The sequence below is a fragment of the Streptomyces sp. 2114.4 genome (assembly GCF_900187385.1).
In the GTDB taxonomy this organism is placed as follows: Bacteria; Actinomycetota; Actinomycetes; order Streptomycetales; family Streptomycetaceae; genus Streptomyces; species Streptomyces mooreae.
Map to the genome: position 1 here is coordinate 5436507 of NZ_FYEY01000001.1, position 20199 is coordinate 5456705.

The 20199-nt window shown below is 70.8% G+C and carries 15 protein-coding genes and 1 riboswitch; of the genes, 9 read left to right on the forward strand and 6 right to left on the reverse strand.

The window, feature by feature from the left end; genetic code table 11:
- Nucleotides 1-156 precede the first annotated feature (156 nt).
- From CFW40_RS24080 to def, 4 genes are all read left to right on the forward strand, one after another.
- Nucleotides 157-1716, forward strand: a complete 1560-nt coding sequence (locus CFW40_RS24080) for an HD-GYP domain-containing protein (protein WP_088799872.1) — start codon at nt 157-159, stop codon at nt 1714-1716.
- Nucleotides 1713-3098, forward strand: a complete 1386-nt coding sequence (locus CFW40_RS24085) for an HD-GYP domain-containing protein (RefSeq protein ID WP_371127265.1) — start codon at nt 1713-1715, stop codon at nt 3096-3098. Before CFW40_RS24080 ends, CFW40_RS24085 begins: the two co-directional genes overlap by 4 nt.
- A 504-nt stretch (nt 3099-3602) precedes the next feature.
- Nucleotides 3603-4604, forward strand: a complete 1002-nt coding sequence (locus tag CFW40_RS24090; RefSeq protein ID WP_088799873.1) for a hypothetical protein — start codon at nt 3603-3605, stop codon at nt 4602-4604.
- A 68-nt stretch (nt 4605-4672) separates the two neighbouring features.
- On the forward strand, nt 4673-5317 hold the full coding sequence (def, locus tag CFW40_RS24095; RefSeq protein ID WP_088799875.1) for a peptide deformylase: 645 nt from the start codon (nt 4673-4675) through the stop codon (nt 5315-5317).
- 57 nt (nt 5318-5374) lie between these two features.
- On the opposite strand, the gene CFW40_RS24100 is transcribed toward def, so the two are convergent.
- The 3 genes from CFW40_RS24100 to CFW40_RS24110 form a co-directional block, all read right to left on the reverse strand.
- Nucleotides 5375-7333, reverse strand: coding sequence for a transglycosylase domain-containing protein (locus CFW40_RS24100; RefSeq protein ID WP_088799877.1), 1959 nt, complete (start codon nt 7331-7333; stop codon nt 5375-5377).
- 108 nt (nt 7334-7441) lie between these two features.
- Nucleotides 7442-8497, reverse strand: a complete 1056-nt coding sequence (locus CFW40_RS24105; RefSeq protein WP_088802335.1) for a ribonucleotide-diphosphate reductase subunit beta — start codon at nt 8495-8497, stop codon at nt 7442-7444.
- A 59-nt stretch (nt 8498-8556) separates the two neighbouring features.
- Complete coding sequence (locus tag CFW40_RS24110) at nt 8557-10992, reverse strand: ribonucleoside-diphosphate reductase subunit alpha (RefSeq protein WP_371127264.1); 2436 nt, start codon at nt 10990-10992, stop codon at nt 8557-8559.
- A 216-nt stretch (nt 10993-11208) separates the two neighbouring features.
- Nucleotides 11209-11275, reverse strand: a riboswitch (cobalamin riboswitch).
- Nucleotides 11276-11434: 159 nt separating this feature from the next.
- Here CFW40_RS24110 and CFW40_RS24115 point away from each other — a divergent pair.
- The gene (locus CFW40_RS24115; RefSeq protein WP_088799879.1) at nt 11435-12022 is read left to right on the forward strand and encodes a Uma2 family endonuclease; all 588 of its coding nucleotides are present in this window, start codon (nt 11435-11437) and stop codon (nt 12020-12022) included.
- A gap of 76 nt (nt 12023-12098) precedes the next feature.
- Here the strand turns inward: CFW40_RS24115 and mctP are convergent, their stop codons facing one another.
- From mctP to CFW40_RS24130, 3 genes are all read right to left on the reverse strand, one after another.
- Nucleotides 12099-13724, reverse strand: a complete 1626-nt coding sequence (mctP, locus tag CFW40_RS24120) for a monocarboxylate uptake permease MctP (protein ID WP_088802337.1) — start codon at nt 13722-13724, stop codon at nt 12099-12101.
- A 59-nt stretch (nt 13725-13783) separates the two neighbouring features.
- Entirely contained in the window at nt 13784-14044 is a 261-nt protein-coding gene (locus CFW40_RS24125; protein ID WP_088802338.1) for a DUF3311 domain-containing protein, read from the reverse strand.
- A gap of 310 nt (nt 14045-14354) precedes the next feature.
- Nucleotides 14355-15116 carry a GntR family transcriptional regulator gene (locus CFW40_RS24130; RefSeq protein ID WP_088799881.1) on the reverse strand — a complete coding sequence of 254 codons (762 nt, stop codon included), beginning with the start codon at nt 15114-15116 and terminating at the stop codon, nt 14355-14357.
- Between the two features lie 240 nt (nt 15117-15356).
- Between CFW40_RS24130 and CFW40_RS24135 the strand changes: the two genes are divergently transcribed.
- The 4 genes from CFW40_RS24135 to CFW40_RS24150 all read left to right on the forward strand — a co-directional run bounded on the left by CFW40_RS24135 (nt 15357) and on the right by CFW40_RS24150 (nt 20193).
- Nucleotides 15357-16625, forward strand: a complete 1269-nt coding sequence (locus CFW40_RS24135) for an extracellular solute-binding protein (RefSeq protein WP_088799883.1) — start codon at nt 15357-15359, stop codon at nt 16623-16625.
- Between the two features lie 114 nt (nt 16626-16739).
- Nucleotides 16740-17786 carry a carbohydrate ABC transporter permease gene (locus tag CFW40_RS24140; RefSeq protein ID WP_088799885.1) on the forward strand — a complete coding sequence of 349 codons (1047 nt, stop codon included), beginning with the start codon at nt 16740-16742 and terminating at the stop codon, nt 17784-17786.
- On the forward strand, nt 17783-18622 hold the full coding sequence (locus CFW40_RS24145) for a carbohydrate ABC transporter permease (protein ID WP_088799886.1): 840 nt from the start codon (nt 17783-17785) through the stop codon (nt 18620-18622). Before CFW40_RS24140 ends, CFW40_RS24145 begins: the two co-directional genes overlap by 4 nt.
- An 8-nt stretch (nt 18623-18630) precedes the next feature.
- Nucleotides 18631-20193, forward strand: coding sequence for a glycoside hydrolase family 3 protein (locus CFW40_RS24150; protein WP_088799888.1), 1563 nt, complete (start codon nt 18631-18633; stop codon nt 20191-20193).
- The last annotated feature ends 6 nt before the right edge of the window (nt 20194-20199 follow it).

Below are 20199 nucleotides of genomic sequence, written 5' to 3' on the forward strand. Positions count from 1 at the left end.
GCGGGCCGATTCGTCCCGCCCGATCCGCTGATGCACCTTCCCCGGTGCCCCAGCCCCTCTATTCTCACCGGACCCCGACGCACTGCGGAGGCAGGGCGAGGGGTCCCTGCGCTCCCCGAAGCGCGGGGAAGCGGTGGGCACGGTGAGGAGGGCGCGATGCGGGGACTTCCGGCGGCCGCGCGGGGGTATATCGGCTGCGCCGTGCTGGCCGCGGCGCTGTGTGCGGCTCCGGCGTCACGGCTCGGCGCCGGCGCCCCCTGGAGCAGCACGCTGGCCCTGGCCGCCCTGTACACACTCTGCGAACAGCTCCACCGCTGCCCGTTGGCGGGCGGCCGGATACCGTACGGCGCGGGTTTTGCGGGGGCGCCCGGGGCCCTGGTCGCCGGCTGGGCCAGCCCCGTCCTGCTCGCCGGCGTCTTTCTGCTGCCGCCGCCCCTGGCCGCACTGGCCGCGGTCCCCGGAGCGCTGACCGGTCCGGCGAAGGAGCGTTCGGCCGGCGCCCGCAGGCTCTGGCACGCCGCCGAGGCGGCACTGGCCTGCTGCGCTGCCGCCCTGGTCTTCCGGGCCCTCGGCCACCACCCGCTGACCGCACCGCAGTTCCCCGTTCTGCTGCTGCCGGCCGCGGCCGCCGCCACCACCTTCTGCGCGGTGCTCGTGGCGCTCGACGGTGGCGTGCTGGTCGCCGCCGAGCGACACCCCCTGCGCACCGCCTGGCGCGGGGCGCTGCCCCGTTCGCTGGGGCCGCATCTGGTGCACGGCCTGGCCGGGCTGATGATGGCGGTCCTGTGGCGCAGCTCGTACGGGCCGACGGCGGCACTGCTGGTGCTGCTGCCGATGTGCCTGTCCTGCTGGGTCTTCGCCCAATACCACCGGGAACGCACCGCCCACCAGGCCACCATCCGCGCCCTCGTCCAGGCCGTGGACATCAAGGACCGCTACACCCGCGGGCACAGCGAGCGGGTCGGGCGCGCCTCGGTGATGATCGCCCGGGAGCTGGGGATGACGGAGGACCGGGTGGAGGTGCTGCGGTTCGCCGGCATCCTGCACGACGTCGGCAAACTCGGCGTCCCCACCCGGCTGTTGCGCAAGGACGGGCCGCTGACGCCGCAGGAGCGCCGGGTCATCGAGCTGCATCCCGAGTACGGAGACGAGATCGTGCGCGGTATCGGCTTCCTGGGGGAGGCGCGGGCGGCGATCCTGCACCACCACGAGCGGCTGGACGGGCGCGGCTACCCCTACGGGCTGATGGGGCATCAGATCCCGGAATGTGCCCGGGTGGTGGCGGTCGCGGACGCCTTCGACGCGATGACCTCGACCCGCTCCTACCGCCGGGCCCGTCCGGTGCCGGCGGCCGTGGCGGAGCTGCGCAAGTGCGCCGGGGCGCAGTTCGACCCGCGGATGGTCCGGGCGCTGACGGCATCGCTCGACCGGTACGGCTGGCACCCGGACCTGGTGACGGCGGCGGACGCGGAGCCCGGTGCGGTGCGGGAGGGGCCGGGAGCCGTCGGCCCGCAACCGGAAGCCGTCACACCGCACGGGGCCGGTGCGACGGAGGGGGCCGGCGCGGCCGAGGGGGCCGGTGCGGCGCCGGGATCCGGTGCGGCGCCGGGTGCGGACGCGGTGCAGGGGGCCGGGGAGCCGGACGCCGGTGGGCGGCGCCCGGTCCGGCGGTCCGGGCCGCGCCCCGAAGAGGCCGGCCGGAAGGGCACGCGATGAGCGGCGCACCGGAGCAAACCCGGCAGAACCGGCAGACACGGCAGACACGGCCGACACGGCCGCCCCGGCCGCCCGTGAGCCGGGCGGCGGACGGCCGTGCCACCCGCCCCCGGGCGCCTGCCGCACGGGGCGGCGCCGTGATCGCCGCCGTCTACGCCCCGGCCGGTGCGCTGGCGTGCTGGTCGCTCGGCCGAACGCTCTGGGAGGGCCTGGCCGAGCCCGGGATCGCGCTGGCCTTCGGGCTGCTGATAGCGGTGGGCGAGCTGGTGGGCCGGGGAGCGGCACCGGTGGCCGGGGGGCGGGGGCCGGGAGAGCGGGAGGGCGCCGCGCTCGGCGCGGCCGGCGCCCTCGCGTACGCGCTGCTCGGCGAGGCCGGCGGACGGCCGACGAGCCATGGCGTACCGCAGACCGTGGCCGTGGTCCTGGCGGCCGGTCTGGTCGGACTCGTCCCGCAGGTCGCCCGCGGCCGGGAACCGGCCCTCGACCACCTCGCCCGCCGGATACTGACCATCGCCTTCGCCGCCACCTGCTTCCAGCCCCTCTACAACACCGGGACCCTGAGCAGCTGGGTGGCCTCCGGCCCGGTCTATCCGCTGTTCCTGACCGGCCTGATGGCGCTGACCGCGCTGTGCGACGCGGTGCTGGCGGCCGCGCTGGCCCGCGCCCGCACCGGCTGGCCGTACGGGCCGCTGCTGCGCGACGAGTTGCGGGCGCTGCCCGGCATCGGCTCGGCGATCTGTGCCACCGGAGTGGTGATCTCGCTGGCCACCGCGGTCGTCGGGCTCTGGGCGCTGCCGGTCTTCTGCCTGCCGCTGCTGCTGACCCAGTTCGCCTTCCGCCGGTTCGCGGCCGTGCGCACCACCTACCGCCAGACCATCGCCTCGCTGGCCCGCTCCACCGAGATCGCCGGCTACACCCCGCACGGCCACGCCCGCCGGGTGGCCGCGCTCAGCCGCGCCGTGGGCCGTGAACTCGGTCTGAACGAACCGGACCTGGACGTGCTCGAATACGCCGCGCTGATGCATGACATCGGCCAGCTCTCGCTCCTCGATCCGGTGCCGGACGGCGCTACCGCGCCGCTGCCGCCCGCCCAGCAGCGCCGGATCGCCCTGCTGGGCGGCGCCGTGGTCCGGCAGACCGGGGTTCCCGTGGAGGTCGCGGTGATCGTCGAGCGGCAGGCCGATCCGTACCGGGACCAGCCGGTCACGGCGCGTATCGTCCGCACGGTCAACGCCTACGACGACCTGTCGGGGGAGTCGGCGGGGCCGGGCGGCTCGCTGCGCGCCCTGGAGCGGCTGCGGCTGGCCACCGCGCAGGACCACGAGCCCCGGGTCGTCGAGGCGCTGGCCAGGGTCCTGGCGGGCGGCGGCCGGGCGGTGTGAGCCGGCGGTGCGGGGCGACGGGGCGCGCGGGCGGTGCGCGACGGCGGTGTGAGAGCCCGGCGTGAGCGGTCGGTGTGAGATGGCCGACTCCTCCGGGGCGCGGGACGGGCGGTGCCGGTCGTCCGGCGTACGCCACCCCGCCCCGGATCTGTATGCCCCGGTAAGGCGGGAAACGGTCCCCGGCCGGTCAACAGCCGCCCCGGGGAGCCCGTCTCCCCGCTCCCGCCCCCGTATCGCCGGCGCCCCGCTGTCACAGAGCGCCGGATGTCACGGAACCCATGGGTAATGAGCGCCCTCCGAGATGGGCATGGTTGGATGCGAAGGAAGCCCCTTTCAGGGGGTTCAGGGGGTCGGCGAAGGGCAAGGAGCCGCAGGGGGACCAGCAAACCAGGCTGAGCCCGACGGCAATCTGTGGCAGGTTGTCGAGTGGGCCCCTCAGACAGCCCCGGACGCCGCTCGGCACCCCACCGCAGTGGCACCAAGAGCAACCAGCAGGCGGGAATCGTGAGGATCTTCGGCAAGGTACGGCATCGGCCCTCCGCCTCGTGGCGGCAGGCGACCGACCGCGCTTTCACGCTGATCGGCGACGGCCGTTACGAGGACGCAGGGGCGCTGCTGACCCGCGCCGCCGACATGGAGCCGTGGCTGTCGGAGTCCTGGTTCAACCTCGCCCTGCTGCACAAGTTCCGGCACGACTGGGACCAGGCCAGGGCCGCCGGTCTGCGCGCGGTCGCGCTGCTGGACCGCGAGGCCGGCGCGCCCGACTGGTGGAACGTCGGCATCGCCGCCACCGCCCTGCAGGACTGGCCTCTGGCCCGCCGGGCCTGGCAGGCCTACGGCCTCAAGGTCCCCGGTGAGGGCTCGCCGTCCGGCGAACCGCTCGGTATGGCCCTGGGCAGCGCCGCCGTCCGCCTCTCCCCGGAGGGCGAGGCCGAGGTGGTCTGGGGCCGCCGGCTGGACCCGGCCCGTATCGAGGTGCTCTCCATCCCGCTGCCGTCCTCCGGGCGGCGCTGGGGCGAGGTGGTGCTGCACGACGGCGTCCCGCACGGCGAGCGGACCATTGCCTCGGGCGCCGACGGTGACACCCGGGCCTATCCGGTCTTCGACGAGATCGAGCTGTGGGCGCCCTCTCCGGTCCCCACCTGGGTGGTCCTCCTGGAGGCCGCCACGGAGGCCGACCGGGACGCCCTGGAGCGGCTGGCGGCCGATGCGGGATTCGCCGCCGAGGACTGGTCGTCGTCGGTCCGGCTGCTGTGCCGTACGTGCTCGGAGAGCCGGATGCCCAGCGACGAGGGCGACGGTGAGCATCTGGACCCGCACGACCACAGCGAACCGGGCCACCCCGGGCCGCTGGGCCACCGCACGGCGGGCTCGGGCTCGCTGTGGGTGCCGGAGCGCGAGTGCGGTATCGCGGCGCCGTCCGCCCTGGTGCGCGGTCTGCTGGACGGCTGGGTCGCGGACAGCCCGGACACCCGCGAGTGGCGGGATCTGGAAGAGGTCTGCTGAGCGCCGGGGCCCGCCCCCGTAGGCTGTAGGGCGACTACTCAGGGTTTTCAGGAAGGCGTACGGCGGACATGGCCCAGCAGCCTGTTTTTGATCAAGACGGTGACCAGCGCGTGGACGAGGCATTCATCGATGACGTCACGGACGCGGAGGAGCGGGAGACCGCCCACCGCGAGCGCGGCACCTCGCGGCCGATCACGGTCGTCGGCAACCCCGTGCTCCACAAGGAGTGCAAGGACGTCACGGAGTTCGACGACCGGCTCGCCCAGCTCATCGACGACATGTTCGCCAGCCAGCGCACCGCCGAGGGCGTGGGCCTGGCCGCGAACCAGATCGGTGTGGACCTGAAGGTCTTCGTCTACGACTGCCCCGACGACCAGGGCGTCCGGCACGTCGGCGCGATCTGCAACCCGGTCCTGGACGAGCTGCCCGCCGAGCGCCGGATCCTGGACGACTCCAACGAGGGCTGCCTGTCCGTGCCCGGCGCCTACGCCTCGCTGGCCCGCCCCGACTACGCCGTGGTCCGCGGTCAGGACGCCAAGGGCGAGCCGGTCGCCATCGAGGGCACCGGCTACTTCGCGCGCTGCCTGCAGCACGAGACCGATCACCTCAACGGCTACCTCTACATCGACCGCCTCAGCAAGCGGGACCGCAAGGACGCCCTGAAGCAGATGGCCGAGCTGGAGCCGCGCTACCCCGTCGTCGCCAACGACTGACGCGCGGGCCTGTCGGGCACCCGGCCGGCGGCCGGGCGCCCGGGAGACGGGAACCGCTCACGAACCCTGCTGGTAGGCGCTCCAGACCTTCGGCGGGATGGTCGTCCCCAGCCCGGTGCCGGAACCGCCGACGCCCTGCATCGGCAGCAGGTCGGGCGCGCCCGGCTTGTTGCGGAACATGGTGACGGCGGTGGTCGGTTCGTCTCCGTCATCGGCGGCGGACGCCGGGTCGGGGCGGACACCGCCCCCCTCCTCCGGTCCCGTGCCGGGAACGGATCCGAGGTCCGGGCCGGTGCCCGTGGGGCTGCCGATGAACCACGCGGACTTCATCCGGTCGCCCGGCTCCGTGCGGCCGGCCGCGACCGCCTGCTGCCACGCCGCGTCCGACTTCCCCACGGTGCGCCGGCCGACTCCCTCCAGAGCGGTGGACACCTGCTGGGCGACCCCGGCGTCGAGGACCTGTACGGGCTCGCGGCGGTGCACGCCGGGCACCTTCTTGCCGTTGTGGGTCATCGAGGTCACCGCGTAGGGGTCGGTGTGCAGCCCGTCGTTGGCGAAGGTGGTGTAGGCGCTCGCCATCCGTATCGCGCTGGGCGCCGAGGTGCCCAGCGGGAAGGTCTGCTCCAGGCGGGCCATGCTCTCCTCGCGCAGGCCCGCGTCCACCGCGAGATCCCGGATCCGTTCCAGCCCGAGCTGCTGCCCGGCCTGGACGAACGGGGGATTCTGGGCCTTCAGCAGGGCCTCGCTCAGATTCCCGAACCCGGCCTTTCGCCGGGCCGCCGCCGCTTCCGCGGTGTCCGGCGCTGCGCCGTCCGGCCGCTGGAGCGCGGTCGCCAGCACGAACGGCTTGAAGGCGGAGCCGGCCGGGACCGCGGTGGTGTCCGCGTTGTTGCTGAAATGCCGGGTGGCGTCCGCGCCGCCGTAGAGGGCGACGAGCGCCCCGTCCCTGGGGCGTACGGAGGCCGCACCGAACTCCACATAATTGTCGGCCGCGCGCTTTTTGGGATCGAGGGTGTCCCGGCGGACGTCCTGCACGGCCTTTTCCAGCCGGCGGGTGCGCTGTTTGTCGAAGGTGGTGTGAATGCGGTAGCCGCCGCGCGCCAATTCCTTGTCGGTCAGGCCGGTGTCGGCCTTGATGAACTTATTGGCGACATCGACGAGATAGCCGGTCTGGCCGGCCTGGCTGTTGGGTTTCGACAACCCCCGGGGCTCCGGGAAAGTGCGGTACTTCGCCCGCTCCTTTGGACTCATCTTCCCGGTGGCGACCTGCCGGTCGAGTATCCACTTCCACCGGGCCACCGCCCGCCGGTGATTGGCCGCGCTCAGCCCCGGATCGTACTGCTCCGAACCCTTCAGCAGGGCCGCCAGCATGGCACCCTGACTGGGATTCAGGTCCTTGGCGTCAATGCCGTAATACGCATGGGAGGCGGCCTGGATACCGTACGAACCACGGCCGAACCAGCTGGTGTTGAGATAACCGCGCAGAATCTCCTGCTTGGACTTCTGGTTGCTCACCTTCAGCGAGATGATGAGTTCCTTCACCTTGCGGGTGACGGTCTGGTCCTGCGAGAGATAGGTGTTCTTCACATACTGCTGGGTGATGGTGGAGCCGCCCTGGGTCTCCTCGCCGGAGACCATGTTGACCACGGCGCGGCCGATGCCCTGGACGGAAACACCGGAGTCGCTGTAGAAAGTGGCGTTCTCCGCCGAGATCACGGAATTCTCGACGGAGTCGGGCACCTTGTCGAGGGTGACGTTCTGCCGGTTCACGGCGCCGACGCTCACCATCTGGCTGCCGTCCGCCCAGTAATAGACGCTGGCCTCCTGACCGGCGAGCTCATTCTCACTCGGTATGCCGACCTGCGCGTACACCACGGCGAACAGTCCCGCCAGGCCGCCCGCGCAGAGCGCGACGGCGCTCAGCCACTGTCTCCATGACGGCAGCCAACGGCGCGGACCTTCCCGTCCCTGACGCGGATAGTCGATGAACCGACGACGCCCCTTCGTGCCCTTCATACCCGGGTAGATGTGGCGGCCCCGGCTCCGGTTGCCGAGGTAACAGAACGCTCACAAAAGGCGGGCGGGCGGGGCGAAGGGGCGTCGCGGTACGTCTTCCAAAAACCTCTAGAAGTCGTCGTCGAAGGAGACCGAACCCTCGACGGCGACCTGGTAGGCGGACGCCCGGCGCTCGAAGAAGTTGGTCAGCTCCTGGACGTTCTGCAGCTCCATGAAGGAGAACGGGTTCTCCGAACCGTAGACCGGCGCGAAGCCGAGCCGCTGCAGCCGCTGGTCGGCGACGCACTGGAGGTATTCGCGCATCGAGTCGGTGTTCATGCCCGGCAGACCCTCACCGCACAGGTCGCGGCCGAACTGCAGCTCCGCCTCGACGGCCTCCTTGAGCATCTCGGTGACCTGCTGCTCCAGCGCGTCGTCGAAGAGGTCGGGCTCCTCCTCGCGGACGGTGTCCACGACCGAGAACGCGAACTCCATGTGCATGGACTCGTCGCGGAAGACCCAGTTGGTGCCGGTGGCCAGGCCATGCAGCAGGCCCCGCGATCGGAACCAGTACACGTACGCGAAGGCGCCGTAGAAGAACAGCCCCTCGATGCAGGCCGCGAAGCAGATCAGGTTCAGCAGGAAGCGGCGCCGGTCGGCCTTGTCCTCCAGCCGGTCGATCTTCTCGACCGAGTCCATCCACCGGAAGCAGAACTGGGCCTTCTCCCGGATGGACGGGATGTTCTCCACGGCCGCGAAGGCGGCGGCGCGGTCGTCCGGGTCGGGGAGGTAGGTGTCCAGCAGCGTCAAGTAGAACTGGACGTGCACGGCCTCCTCGAAGAGCTGCCGGCTCAGGTACAGCCGCGCCTCGGGGGAGTTGATGTGCTTGTAGAGCGTCAGCACCAGGTTGTTGGCGACGATCGAGTCACCGGTCGCGAAGAACGCGACCAGCCGGCCGATCATGTGCTGCTCGCCCGCCGAGAGCTTGGCGAGGTCGGCGACGTCGGAGTGGAGGTCGACCTCCTCCACGGTCCAGGTGTTCTTGATCGCGTCGCGGTAGCGGTCGTAGAACTCGGGATACCGCATGGGGCGCAGCGTCAGCTCGAAGCCCGGGTCGAGGAGGTTCTTCCCGCCGGTGGTGGCGGTGTGTGCGGCGGCCGCGGTGGTTTCGGTGGTGTGGTCCATGGGGCTTTCGGCGCGCAGCGCCGTCGATGAGGGGCGGTGGTCGGGCGACGGGTTGGGCATTACTGGCAGGCCTCGCAGGACTCGGGGTTTTCCAGGGAGCAGGCGACCGCCTCGGGGTCGGTGGCCTGCTGCGGTACGGGGGCGGGGGCGGCGGCCGAGGTGCCGCGTGCCGACTGGGCGATCCGGGTCGCCGGCCGTGACCGCAGGTAGTACGTCGTCTTGATGCCGCGCTTCCAGGCGTAGGCGTACATCGAGCTGAGCTTGCCGATGGTCGGCGACGCCATGAAGAGGTTCAGCGACTGGCTCTGGTCGAGGTAGGGCGTACGGGCCGCGGCCATGTCGATCAGGGCGCGCTGCGGGATCTCCCAGGCGGTGCGGTACAGCGCCCGGACCTCCTCGGGGATCCACGCGACGTCCTGCACCGAGCCGTTGGCCTCGCGCAGCGCGTCCCGGGTCCGCGCGTCCCACAGCCCCAGCGCCTTCAGCTCCTCGATCAGATAGGCGTTGACCTGCAGGAACTCACCGGACAGCGTCTCGCGCTTGAAGAGGTTGGAGACCTGTGGCTCGATGCACTCGTACACGCCCGCGATGGAGGCGATGGTCGCGGTCGGCGCGATCGCCAGCAGCAGGGAGTTGCGCATGCCGGTGGCCGCGATCCGGGTGCGCAGCGCCGCCCAGCGGTCCGCCCAGCGCGGCTCGGCGTTGGGGTAGTGGTCGGGGTGCAGCACCCCGCGGGCGGTGCGGGTCGCGGACCAGGCCGGGTGCGGGCCGTGCCGCTCGGCGAGGTCGGCGGAGGCCTCGTACGCGGCGAGCATGATCCGCTCGGAGATCCGGGTCGACAGCTCCCGCGCCTCGGGCGAGTCGAAGGGCAGCCGCAGCCGGAAGAACACGTCCTGCAGGCCCATCAGGCCCAGACCGACCGGGCGCCAGCGGGAGTTGGAGGTCCCGGCCTGCTCGGTCGGGTAGAAGTTGATGTCCACGACACGGTCGAGGAAGGTGACGGCGGTGCGGACGGTGGCGTCCAGCCGCTCCCAGTCCATCTCGCCGTTGTCACCCAGGTGCGCCGAGAGGTTGACCGACCCGAGGTTGCAGACGGCGGTCTCCCCGTCGTTGGTCACCTCCAGGATCTCGGTGCACAGGTTGGAGGAGTGCACGACCTGGCCGGGCTCGGCGGTCTGGTTGGCGGTGCGGTTGGCGGCGTCCTTGAACGTCATCCAGCCGTTGCCGGTCTGCGCCAGGGTGCGCATCATCCGGGAGTACAGCACCCGGGCGGGGATCTGCTTGAGCGCCCGGCCCTCGGCCTCCAGCCTGCGGTAGGCGGCGTCGAACTCGTCGCCCCACAGGTCCACCAGCTCGGGGGCGTCCGAGGGCGAGAACAGCGACCAGTCGGCGTCCGCCTCCACCCGGCGCATGAACTCGTCCGGGATCCAGTGCGCGATGTTCAGGTTGTGGGTGCGGCGGGCCTCCTCACCGGTGTTGTCGCGCAGCTCCAGGAACTCCTCGATGTCCGCGTGCCAGGTCTCCAGGTAGACGCAGGCGGCGCCCTTGCGCCGGCCGCCCTGGTTCACGGCCGCGACCGAGGCGTCCAGGGTGCGCAGGAACGGCACGATGCCGTTGGAGTACCCGTTGGTGCCGCGGATCAGCGAACCGCGGGCGCGGATGCGGGAGTACGACAGGCCGATGCCGCCCGCGTGCTTCGAGAGCCGCGCGACCTGGTGGTAGCGGTCGTAGATCGAGTCCAGCTCGTCCAGCGGTGAGTCCAGCAGGTAGCAGGACGACATCTGCGGGTGGCGGGTGCCGGAGTTGAACAGGGTGGGCGAGGAGGGCAGGTACGACAGCGAGCTGGTGAGGCGGTAGAGCTCGGCGACGTCGTCCAGGGCGCGGTCGGTGTGGTCTTCCGCGAGGCCGCAGGCCACCCGCAGCAGGAAGTGCTGGGGGGTCTCGATGACCTGACGGGTGGTGGGGTGACGCAGCAGGTAGCGCGAGTGCAGGGTGCGCAGCCCGAAGTAGCCGAACCGGTCATCGGCGCCGTCGGCCAGCGCCCGCTCGACCAGCGCGTCCAGCCGGGCCGCGTGGCGGCGGACGAACTCCGCGGTCTCGTCGGCGATCAGGCCTTCGCGGTGGCCCACCTCGACGGAGGCGGAGAAGGCGACCGCCCCCTGTCCGGCCGCCTCCTGCGCGATGGCGAGGGTGAGCAGACGCGCGGCGAGCTTGGAGTACTGCGGCTCGTCACCGATCAGTCCGGCCGCGGCATCGATGGCCAGCGCCCGCAGTTCGGCCTCGCCCGCGCCGGGGTGCCGGCCGCGCAGGGCGGCGGCGGCCACCTTGCCGGGGTCGGTCGCGGTCAGGTCCTCGGTCAGCTCGGTCAGGGTGCGCAGCAGGGCGACGCCCGGACCGTCCTCACCCGTTCCGTCGCCGGCAGGACCGGCAGGCGTGGCCACCACGGGCGGCACGACCTCGGCGTCTGACGCGGGCTCCGTTGGCGCGATGGTCACGTGATGCTCTCCCTCACTCGGCGGGGGCCGGGAGGGGAGGGACGCGACGGGCGCACGCGGGCATGCGGCACCCCGAAGACGTCAGGGGTGCGCGGGCACACCGCGCGGCGTCCACCGGCCCAACCCTCGGGGCCCGGACGTATCGACACCCGCACCCATGGCGGTGCGGACGTACCATCGGCAGGTCCTCGGACTACACGAGCGCACGCCAAAGCCGGTGTCCGGCCGGTCGAGCGCGCTCCCACACCGTTGCGGGACAGTTCCGGATTCCCACCGGATTCCCCTGCGGCGACAGCGAGGACGAGCATACATGTGGTGGTGGCTCCTCAGATGCACCCCCATATCTAGTGTGTCGTGAGTGATCGCGCGGTCTCTGTCAGTGGCTTCGGCTATCGTCGGTGGCACGTTCCTGTTCCGTCCCGTGGAAGAAGGAGAAGGCCTCATGACCGCGCTCGCCGACCGTCCGCACATCATGGAGACCGAGCATTTCGAAGAGGCCGCCCGGATACTCGCCCGCCTGGAAGAAGGCGCGCGGTTGGAACTCATCGACGGGAAGGTCAGGAGCAAGCCCATGCCGGACGGGGACCACGCGCTGATCATCGAATGGCTGACGCGTATCTGCATCCAGTCGCGCCCCGAGCTGTGGCTCTACCCGGACCAGGGAATCAAGGTGCAGCCCTACCGGCGCGGCCGTGCCCGTCCGGACGGGGCACTCGCCCCCAGCGGCGTCATCGGCGGACAGGGTGAATGGGTAAACCCCGATCCGGTGTTGATGGCCGTCGAGGTCACCTCCCACGACTCGGACACCGACCAGCGTGACCGGGTGGAGAAGCCTCGTGCGTATGCGGAAACCGGCATTCCGATCTACCTGTTGATCGATCGCGATAGTTGTGAGGTTTCGGTCTACAGCGAGCCGAATGGCGCCCGGTACGAGATCGTCCACACGGTGCCATACGGCAAGTCGCTCCACCTCCCCGACCCCGTCGGCATCACCCTCGAAACCGAGCAGCTGAAGGACTGGGTGGGCTGAACGGCGAACGGCAACGGGCCGCCGCGCCCCGGAGGGAACGCGACGGCCCGTTGCCGGAAACCGGACGGCCGGTGGCTCAGTGCCCGGCCGGTGCCCCCGCCGTCGCCGGCGGCAGTTCGACGGTGACGCCCTTGTCACCGGCGTCCGCCGTGTAGTCGGCGGGGCTGGTCTCGTCGATGCCGTCGGGGGCGCCTGCGGCCTTCAGGGCGAAGGTCAGGACGACCGTGACCACGACGTTCAGGACGAAGGCGGTGAGGCCGATGTAGCCGATCTCGCCGATGCCGGGGATCTCCGTGCTGGAGCCGCCGAAGTGCTTCTGGGTCGGGCTGGCGACGCCGTAGGCCGCGAGCGTGCCGTAGAGCATGCCGGCCGCCCAGCCGGTCAGCAGCGCCCAGCGGTGGAACCAGCGGGTGAACAGACCGCCGACCAGGGACGGCATGGTCTGCAGGATCCAGATCCCGCCCAGCAGCTGGAAGTTGATCGCGACGGTCTTGTCCATGGTGAGGACGAAGACCAGCGCGCCCACCTTCACCAGCAGTGAGACCAGCTTGGCGACCTTGTGCTCCTGCTCGGGCGTGGCGTCCTGCTTGAGGAAGTCCTTGTAGACGTTGCGGGTGAACAGGTTGGCCGCGGCGATGGACATGATGGCCGCGGGCACCAGCGCGCCGATGCCGATCGCGGCGAACGCCACGCCGGTGAACCAGCTCGGGAACATGTCCTCGAAGAGCTGCGGGATGGCCAGCTGCGGGTTGCCCTGGATGTCCGTGCCGGCCTTGACGGCCATGAAGCCGAGCAGCGCCAGCAGGCCCAGCATCAGGGAGTACAGCGGCAGGATGGTGGTGTTGCGCCGGATCACATTGCGGCTGCGCGAGGACAGCGTCGCGGTGATCGAGTGCGGGTACATGAACAGCGCCAGGGCCGAGCCGAGGGCCAATGTCGCATACGCCCATTGGGCGTTGGGGCCGCTGACCAGCTCGCCGCGCGGTTTGCCGGGGACCGGTCCTGGCTGGGCGAGCGCCTTGCCGGCCGTGTCGAAGATCGCGTCGAAGCCACCGAGCTTGATCGGGATGTAGATGATCGCCACAGCGATGACGAGATAGATCAGCCCGTCCTTGACGAAGGCGATCAGTGCGGGCGCCCGCAGCCCCGAGGAGTAGGTGTACGCGGCCAGCACGGCGAACGCGATCAGCAGCGGCAGGTCCTTGACGAACCAGTTGGTGTGCTCGCCGCCGCCGATGCCCATCACGTCCAGCACGGCCTGGATGCCGACGAGTTGGAGTGCGATGTACGGCATCGTGGCGAGGATGCCGGTGAGCGCCACGGCCAGCGACAGGCCCTTGGAGCCGAAGCGGCCGCGCACGAAGTCGGAGGTGGTGACGTAGCCGTGCTTGTGCGAGACCGACCACAGGCGGGGGAGGAAGGTGAAGATGAGCGGGTAGACCAGGATCGTGTACGGGACGGCGAAGAAGCCGGACGCCCCCGCCGCGTAGATCGCCGCCGGGACGGCCACGAAGGTGTACGCGGTGTAGAGGTCACCGCCCAGCAGGAACCACGTCACCCAGGTGCCGAAACTGCGGCCGCCCAGCCCCCATTCGTCGAGGTTGGCGGACTGCTCGGCCTTGCGCCAGCGGGCGGCCAGGAATCCCATGACCGTCACGGCCAGGAAGAAGAAGACGAAGACGGCGAGTGCCACGCCGTCGATGCCCTTGGCGGAGGAAGCGGCAAGCACCTCGGAGGTGCCCGTCGCGGTCGTGGTGACAGTCACTGGGCCGCACCGCCCTTGCGGGCGCGCTGCTCACGCTGCACGAGCTTGTACGCGATCGAGGTGAGCGCCGTCGAGACCAGCACCCACGCCATCTGGTACCAGTAGAAGAACGGGATCCCGATGAGCTTCGGCTCGATTTTGGCGTACGAGCTCACCCACAGCATCGCCACGAACGGAGCGATCAGGCAGACCCCGGCCACCACGCGCGTGGGGGTGACCACCTGTCTGCGATCCGGCGATTCGGCTGACTGTGTCATGGCCATGGCTCCGTCCCTGGGCTGTGGCTGTCTCCTGTGAAATGCCTGGAAATCTATGGCAGGGGCGTGGCGCGCGTCACTAGCTGTCCGCATATCGGTATGGAGAATCCACCTGCGGATGGCCCCGTGGCGTGGCGCATGGCCTGGTTCGCCCCGGTTGGAGCGGAAGAGGCGCAGCGGAGGTGAGGCGGGGCGGCGAGGGGCGTGCCGTATCGCCCGGGGCTCGGGGTGGCGGGCCCGACCATCAGGAGGGCCGGCCCATGGGCCGACCCATGGACCCGGCCCATGGAGCGGCCCTCCCGCGCGGCGCTCAGTCCGTAGGGCGGCGCAGCCGGGCGACGAACTTGTAGCGGTCGCCCCGGTAGACCGAGCGCACCCACTCCACCGGCTGCCCCTGGGCGTCGAGCGAGTGCCGGGAGAGCATCAGCATCGGCAGACCGACATCCGTGCCCAGCAGGCCGGCCTCGCGCGGTGTGGCCAGCGAGGTCTCGATGGTCTCCTCGGCCTCCGCCAGGCGGACGTCGTACACCTCGGCCAGCGCGGTGTAGAGGGAGGTGTACTTGACGAGGTTGCGGCGCAGCGCCGGAAAGCGCTTCGCCGACAGGTGGGTGATCTCGATGGCCATCGGCTCGCCGCTGGCCAGCCGCAGCCGCTCGATGCGCAGCACCCGGCCGCCGGTGGCGATGTCCAGCAGGCCGGCGAGCCGGTCATCGGCGGTGACATAGCCGATGTCCAGCAGCTGGGAGGCGGGCTCCAGGCCCTGGGCCCGCATGTCCTCCGTATAGGAGGTCAGTTGCAGCGCCTGGGACACCTTGGGCTTGGCGACAAAGGTGCCCTTGCCCTGGATGCGTTCCAGCCGCCCCTCGACGACCAGCTCCTGGAGGGCCTGGCGCACCGTCGTGCGCGAGGTGTCGAACTCCGCGGCGAGGGTGCGCTCGGGCGGGACCGGGGTGCCGGGCGGCAGGGTCTCGGTGATCTCCAGCAAGTGCCGCTTCAGGCGGTAGTACTTGGGTACCCGCGCGGTCCGCGTGCCGCCCCCGCTCTCGGCACCGTTGCCCCCGTCCGTCTCCATGACCCGCCTCTCCGACTCCTGTCGCGCTGCCGTCACCGGCTCCTCCGTACGTAGCGGCTCACATCGTGGCACGGGTGGGTTCCCGCGCTCCCGTGCAGGTCCCCGCTCGTCAGGTGTCGTTCCGGTAACGGACCTGACAGCGACTCTTATACACCCTTGACTCGCCAAAAGGTCTAGGCCAAGCTGCGAGCGCTGGTCTAAACCATTAAAGACCACACCCGGTCTTGGGGGGAGAACGCAATGAAGCGTGGACTCATAGCGGCGACGGCGGTCGTGGGAATGCTGGGGAGTGTCGCCGCCTGTGGGGCCGGTGACGGCGGCGCGGCGGGTGCCGGGGGCTTCAAGGGGAAGAAGCTGACCGTTTGGGTGATGAGCGGTTCGAATCCGGCGCAGTGGACCGAACAGGTCTCCGAACAGTTCAAGAAGAAGACCGGCGCCACCGTCGAGTTCAAGGTCCAGCAGTGGAACGGCATTCAGCAGAAGCTGAGCACCGCTCTTTCCGAGGACACCCCGCCCGATGTCGTCGAAATCGGCAACACCCAGACCGCCGCCTATGCCAAGGCCGGAGCCCTGGCCGATCTCGGCGACCTGAAGAAGGAGATCGGCTCCGACTGGAACGACGCCTTCAACAAGGCCTCGCTGGTGGACGGAGAGCAGTACGCGCTGCCGTGGTTCGCCGGAAACCGCGTGGTGATGTACAACAAGAAAATCTGGGCCGAGGCCGGACTCAAGGGCACTCCCCAGACGCGCAAGGAGCTCTTCCAGGCCTTTGCCACCATCAAGGAGAAGACCGGCGCCGAGCCGCTGTATCTCCCCGGCCAGAACTGGTACTTCCTCGACGGCCTGACCCTCGGCACGGGCGCCGAGCTGGTGAAGAAGCGAGGCGGCAAGTGGGTCTCCAACCTCGGCGACCCCAAGGTCTCCCGGGCCATGGACATCTACAAGCAGTACCAGGCCTTCAGCACCGCTCCCAAGAACAAGGACGAGGCCACCCCGCAGCAGGGCGAGATCTTCGCCAAGGGGAAGACCGGCGCCGTCATCGCCATGGGTTACGAGGCCGCCGTCGCCGTCAAGGCCAACCCGGCCATCAAGCACGACATCGGCTTCTTCACCATCCCCGGTGAGACCGCGGCCAAGCCGGAAGGCGTATTCCTCGGCGGCTCCAACTTCGCCGTCGCCGGAATGGGAAAGAATCAGGAACTCGCCAAGGAATTCCTGAAGGTCGCGCTGTCGAAGCGGAACGACGGACAGATGGTAAAGGAAGCCGGCTGGACCCCGAAGTCCGCCGATCTGGCCGGCGTCGCACGGCAGAATCCGGCCGCGGCGGCCGCGGCGCCCGCCGCGGAGAAGTCCGGCGGCACCACTCCGCTGATTCCCCAGTGGGCCGCGGTGGAGAACCTGCCGAACCCGATCAAGAGCTATATGACGGCCGTGCTCGGCGGTAAGTCCCCGGCCGCCGCCGCCAAGGACGTGGAATCCGAGATCAACGCACGGCTCGCCCGGCAGTAACCGGTGGCGGTCCGCAACCGGCGGCGGTCCGCGGGCCGTCCTTTCGCGGCCCCGCGGGCGCAAGCGCGGCAGCAGGTGCACCGAGGTTTCACGGACGAGGGGGAGCAGGGGCCCATGGCAGCGCAGCTCGACAACGCGGCGGGAAGCGCCGTGCCGCAGACCGGCGGGGGAAGCGCCCCGCCCGCACGGCGTGGCGCTTCCCCCGGCAGCCGGCGGACGGGAACCGGCACCCCTCGTCCGCCCGCCCGCCGTGCCCCTCGTCCTCCCGCCCGCCGCGCCCCGTATCTCCTGTTGCTGCCCGCCCTCCTCGCCACCGCGGTCTTCCTGGGCTGGCCCATGGTGCGCAACCTTCTGCTCTCCTTCCAGAACCTCAATATGAAGGAGCTGATCCAGCACCTCACCGACTGGCGCGGGACCGGCAACTACCAAGAGATCCTGGGCAGCGAGCAGTTCTGGCGGGTCACCCTGCGCACCCTGGTCTTCACCGCGGTCAATGTCGTCCTGATCATGGTCCTCGGGGTGCTGATCGGACTGCTGCTGGCCCGGCTCGGCAAGAAGATGCGCCTGACACTGTCCCTCGCGCTGGTGCTGGCCTGGGCCATGCCGGTGATCGCCGCCACCACCGTCTTCCAGTGGCTCTTCGACTCCCGCTACGGCGTCGTCAACTGGCTGCTGGACAAGGCCGGCTGGCACGCCATGGCTCACTACGACTGGGTCGGCACCCAGCTGTCGACCTTCTCCGTGATCACCGTACTGATCGTCTGGCAGTCGCTGCCCTTCGTCGCCCTGAACCTCTACGCCGCGACCACGACCATCCCCAGGGAGCTCTACGAAGCGGCCCGGATGGACGGCGCCGGCACCTGGCAGGTCTTCACCTCCGTCACCTTCCCCTTCCTCAGGCCCTTCTTCCTGGCCACGACGTTCCTGGAGATCATCTGGGTCTTCAAGGCGTTCCCGCAGATCTTCGCGATCAACGAGGGCGGCCCCGACCGGCTCACCGAGACGTTGCCGATCTACGCCTTCACCGAGGGCGTCGGCAACCTCCACTTCGGCATGGGCGCCGCGATCTCCCTGCTGACGATCGTGGTGCTGCTGGCCGTGACCGCCCACTACCTGCGCTTGACGCTCCGGCAGGAACGACACGAGGAGAACGCGCTGTGAAGCACACCGCTTCCCTGGCGGTCCGCCGCCTCTGGCCCAACGCCACGGCGCTCGTGCTCGCCCTCGGCTTCGCCTTCCCCGTCTACTGGATGTTCAGCACGGCCTTCAAACCGACCCGCGACATCATCACCGAAGACCCCGTGTGGTTCCCCTTCCACGGGACCGCCGAGCACTTCGCGACAGCGGTGAACGCCCCCGACTTCTGGGCGCTGGCCCGGAACTCGGTGGTGGTGACCGTACTCGCCGTCGGCCTGTCGCTGGTGATCGCGCTCTGCGGGGCGTTCGCCCTCACCCGGATGCGCTTCCGGGGCCGCCGGGGCATCCTGCTGACCTTCATGATCGCCCAGATGGCGCCCTGGGAGGTCATGGTGATCTCCATCTACATGATCGTCCGGGACGCGGACCTGCTCAACAGCCTGCTGCCGCTCACCTGCTTCTACCTGCTGATGGTGCTGCCCTTCACCCTGCTGACGCTCCGTGGCTATGTCGCCGCGGTGCCCAAGGAGCTGGAGGAGTCCGCGATGGTCGACGGCTGCTCGCGCCGGCAGGCGTTCGGCAAAGTGGTCTTCCCGCTGCTGGCACCCGGCCTGATGGCCACCTCGCTCTTCGGCTTCATCACCGCATGGAACGAATTCCCGCTCGTGCTGGTCCTCAACAAGGAACCGGCCATGGGCACCCTGCCGCTGTGGCTCTCGCGGTTCCAGAGCCAGTTCGGGGACGACTGGGGTGCCACGATGGCCGCGGCCTCGATCTTCGCCGTCCCGATCCTGGTCCTCTTCTTGTTCCTGCAACGCAAGGCGGTCGGCGGTCTCACCTCCGGCGCAGTGAAGGGATAACGCCGCACATGACCTCTTTTGCGAGCTCTGCACGCCCGGTACGCTCCACCGACACCCTCACCCGCCATGCGCTCGCCGTCCTCCAGCCGGGCTTCACCGGCACCACCGCCCCCGACTGGCTGCTGCGCCGGCTCGGCGAGGGGCTGGCCTCGGTCGGCCTCTTCGGCCGCAATGTCGCCGACCCCGCACAACTCGCCGCCCTGACCGACCGGTTGCGTGCCGAGCGGGAGGACCTTCTCGTCGCGATCGACGAGGAAGGGGGCGATGTCACCCGGCTGGAGGTGCGCGGCGGCTCCTCCTTCCCCGGCAACCATGCGCTCGGCGCCGTCGACGACACCGCCCTGACCCGCGAGGTCGCCAGGGAACTCGGCCGACGGCTGGCCGACTGCGGTGTCAACCTCAACTGGGCCCCCTCCGCCGACGTCAACTCCAACCCTGGCAACCCGGTCATCGGCGTCCGCTCCTTCGGCGCCGATCCGCACCTGGTCGCCCGGCACACCGCCGCCTACGTCGAGGGCCTGCAGTCCACCGGTGTCGCCGCCTGCACCAAGCACTTCCCCGGCCACGGCGACACCGCGGTCGACTCCCACCACGATCTGCCGCGCATCGCCGCCGATCTGGCCACCCTCCGCGGGCGGGAACTGGTGCCGTTCCGCGCCGCCATCGCCGCCGGCACCCGGGCGGTGATGAGCGCCCACATCCTGCTGCCCGCCCTGGACGCCGACCGCCCCGCCACCCTCAGCCCGGCCGCGCTGCACGGTCTGCTGCGCGCCCCCGTCGCCGAGGGCGGCCTCGGCTTCGACGGGCTGATCGTCACCGACGGGATGGAGATGCAGGCCATCTCCGCCACCTACGGCCTCGAACGCGGCAGTGTGCTGGCCCTCGCGGCCGGCGCCGACGCCCTGTGCGTGGGCGGCGGACTGGCGGACGAGGACACCGTGCTGCGGTTGCGTGACGCCTTGGTGCGGGCGGTGCACGACGGCGAGCTGCCGGAGAGCCGGCTGGCCGACGCCGCGGCACGGGTACAGGCCCTGGCGCGCTGGACCCGGAGCGCGAGTGCGGGGGAGGGGACAGCGCCCGCGCCCGGGATCGGTCTCACCGCGGCCCGGCGCGCCCTGCGTCTCACCGCCGACGGCCCGTACGAGCCCCTGACCGCGCCCGCGTATGTCGCCGCCTTCACCCCGCTCGCCAATATCGCCGTGGGGGACGACACCCCCTGGGGCGTTGCCGCCGAACTGACCCGGCTGCTCCCGGGTACCGAGACCACCACCTGCACCGCCGAGTCCGCCGCCGCGGCCGGCCCCGCCGCGCTGATCGGCGGTCTGCTCACGGCGGCCGGGGACCGTCGCGTCGTCGCGGTGGTGCGCGACGTCCACCGCCACCCGTGGATGGCCGACGCGCTGCGCATCCTCCTCGACGCCCGCCCCGACACCGCGGTCGTCGAAATGGGCGTCCCCCAGGCCCCGCCCCGAGGCGCCCCGCACCTCGCCACCCACGGCGCCGCCCGCGTCTGCGGCCGCGCCGCCGCCGAAATCCTCACCGGCCTCCGGGGGCCGTCGAGCGGGGAGTGAGCCTGC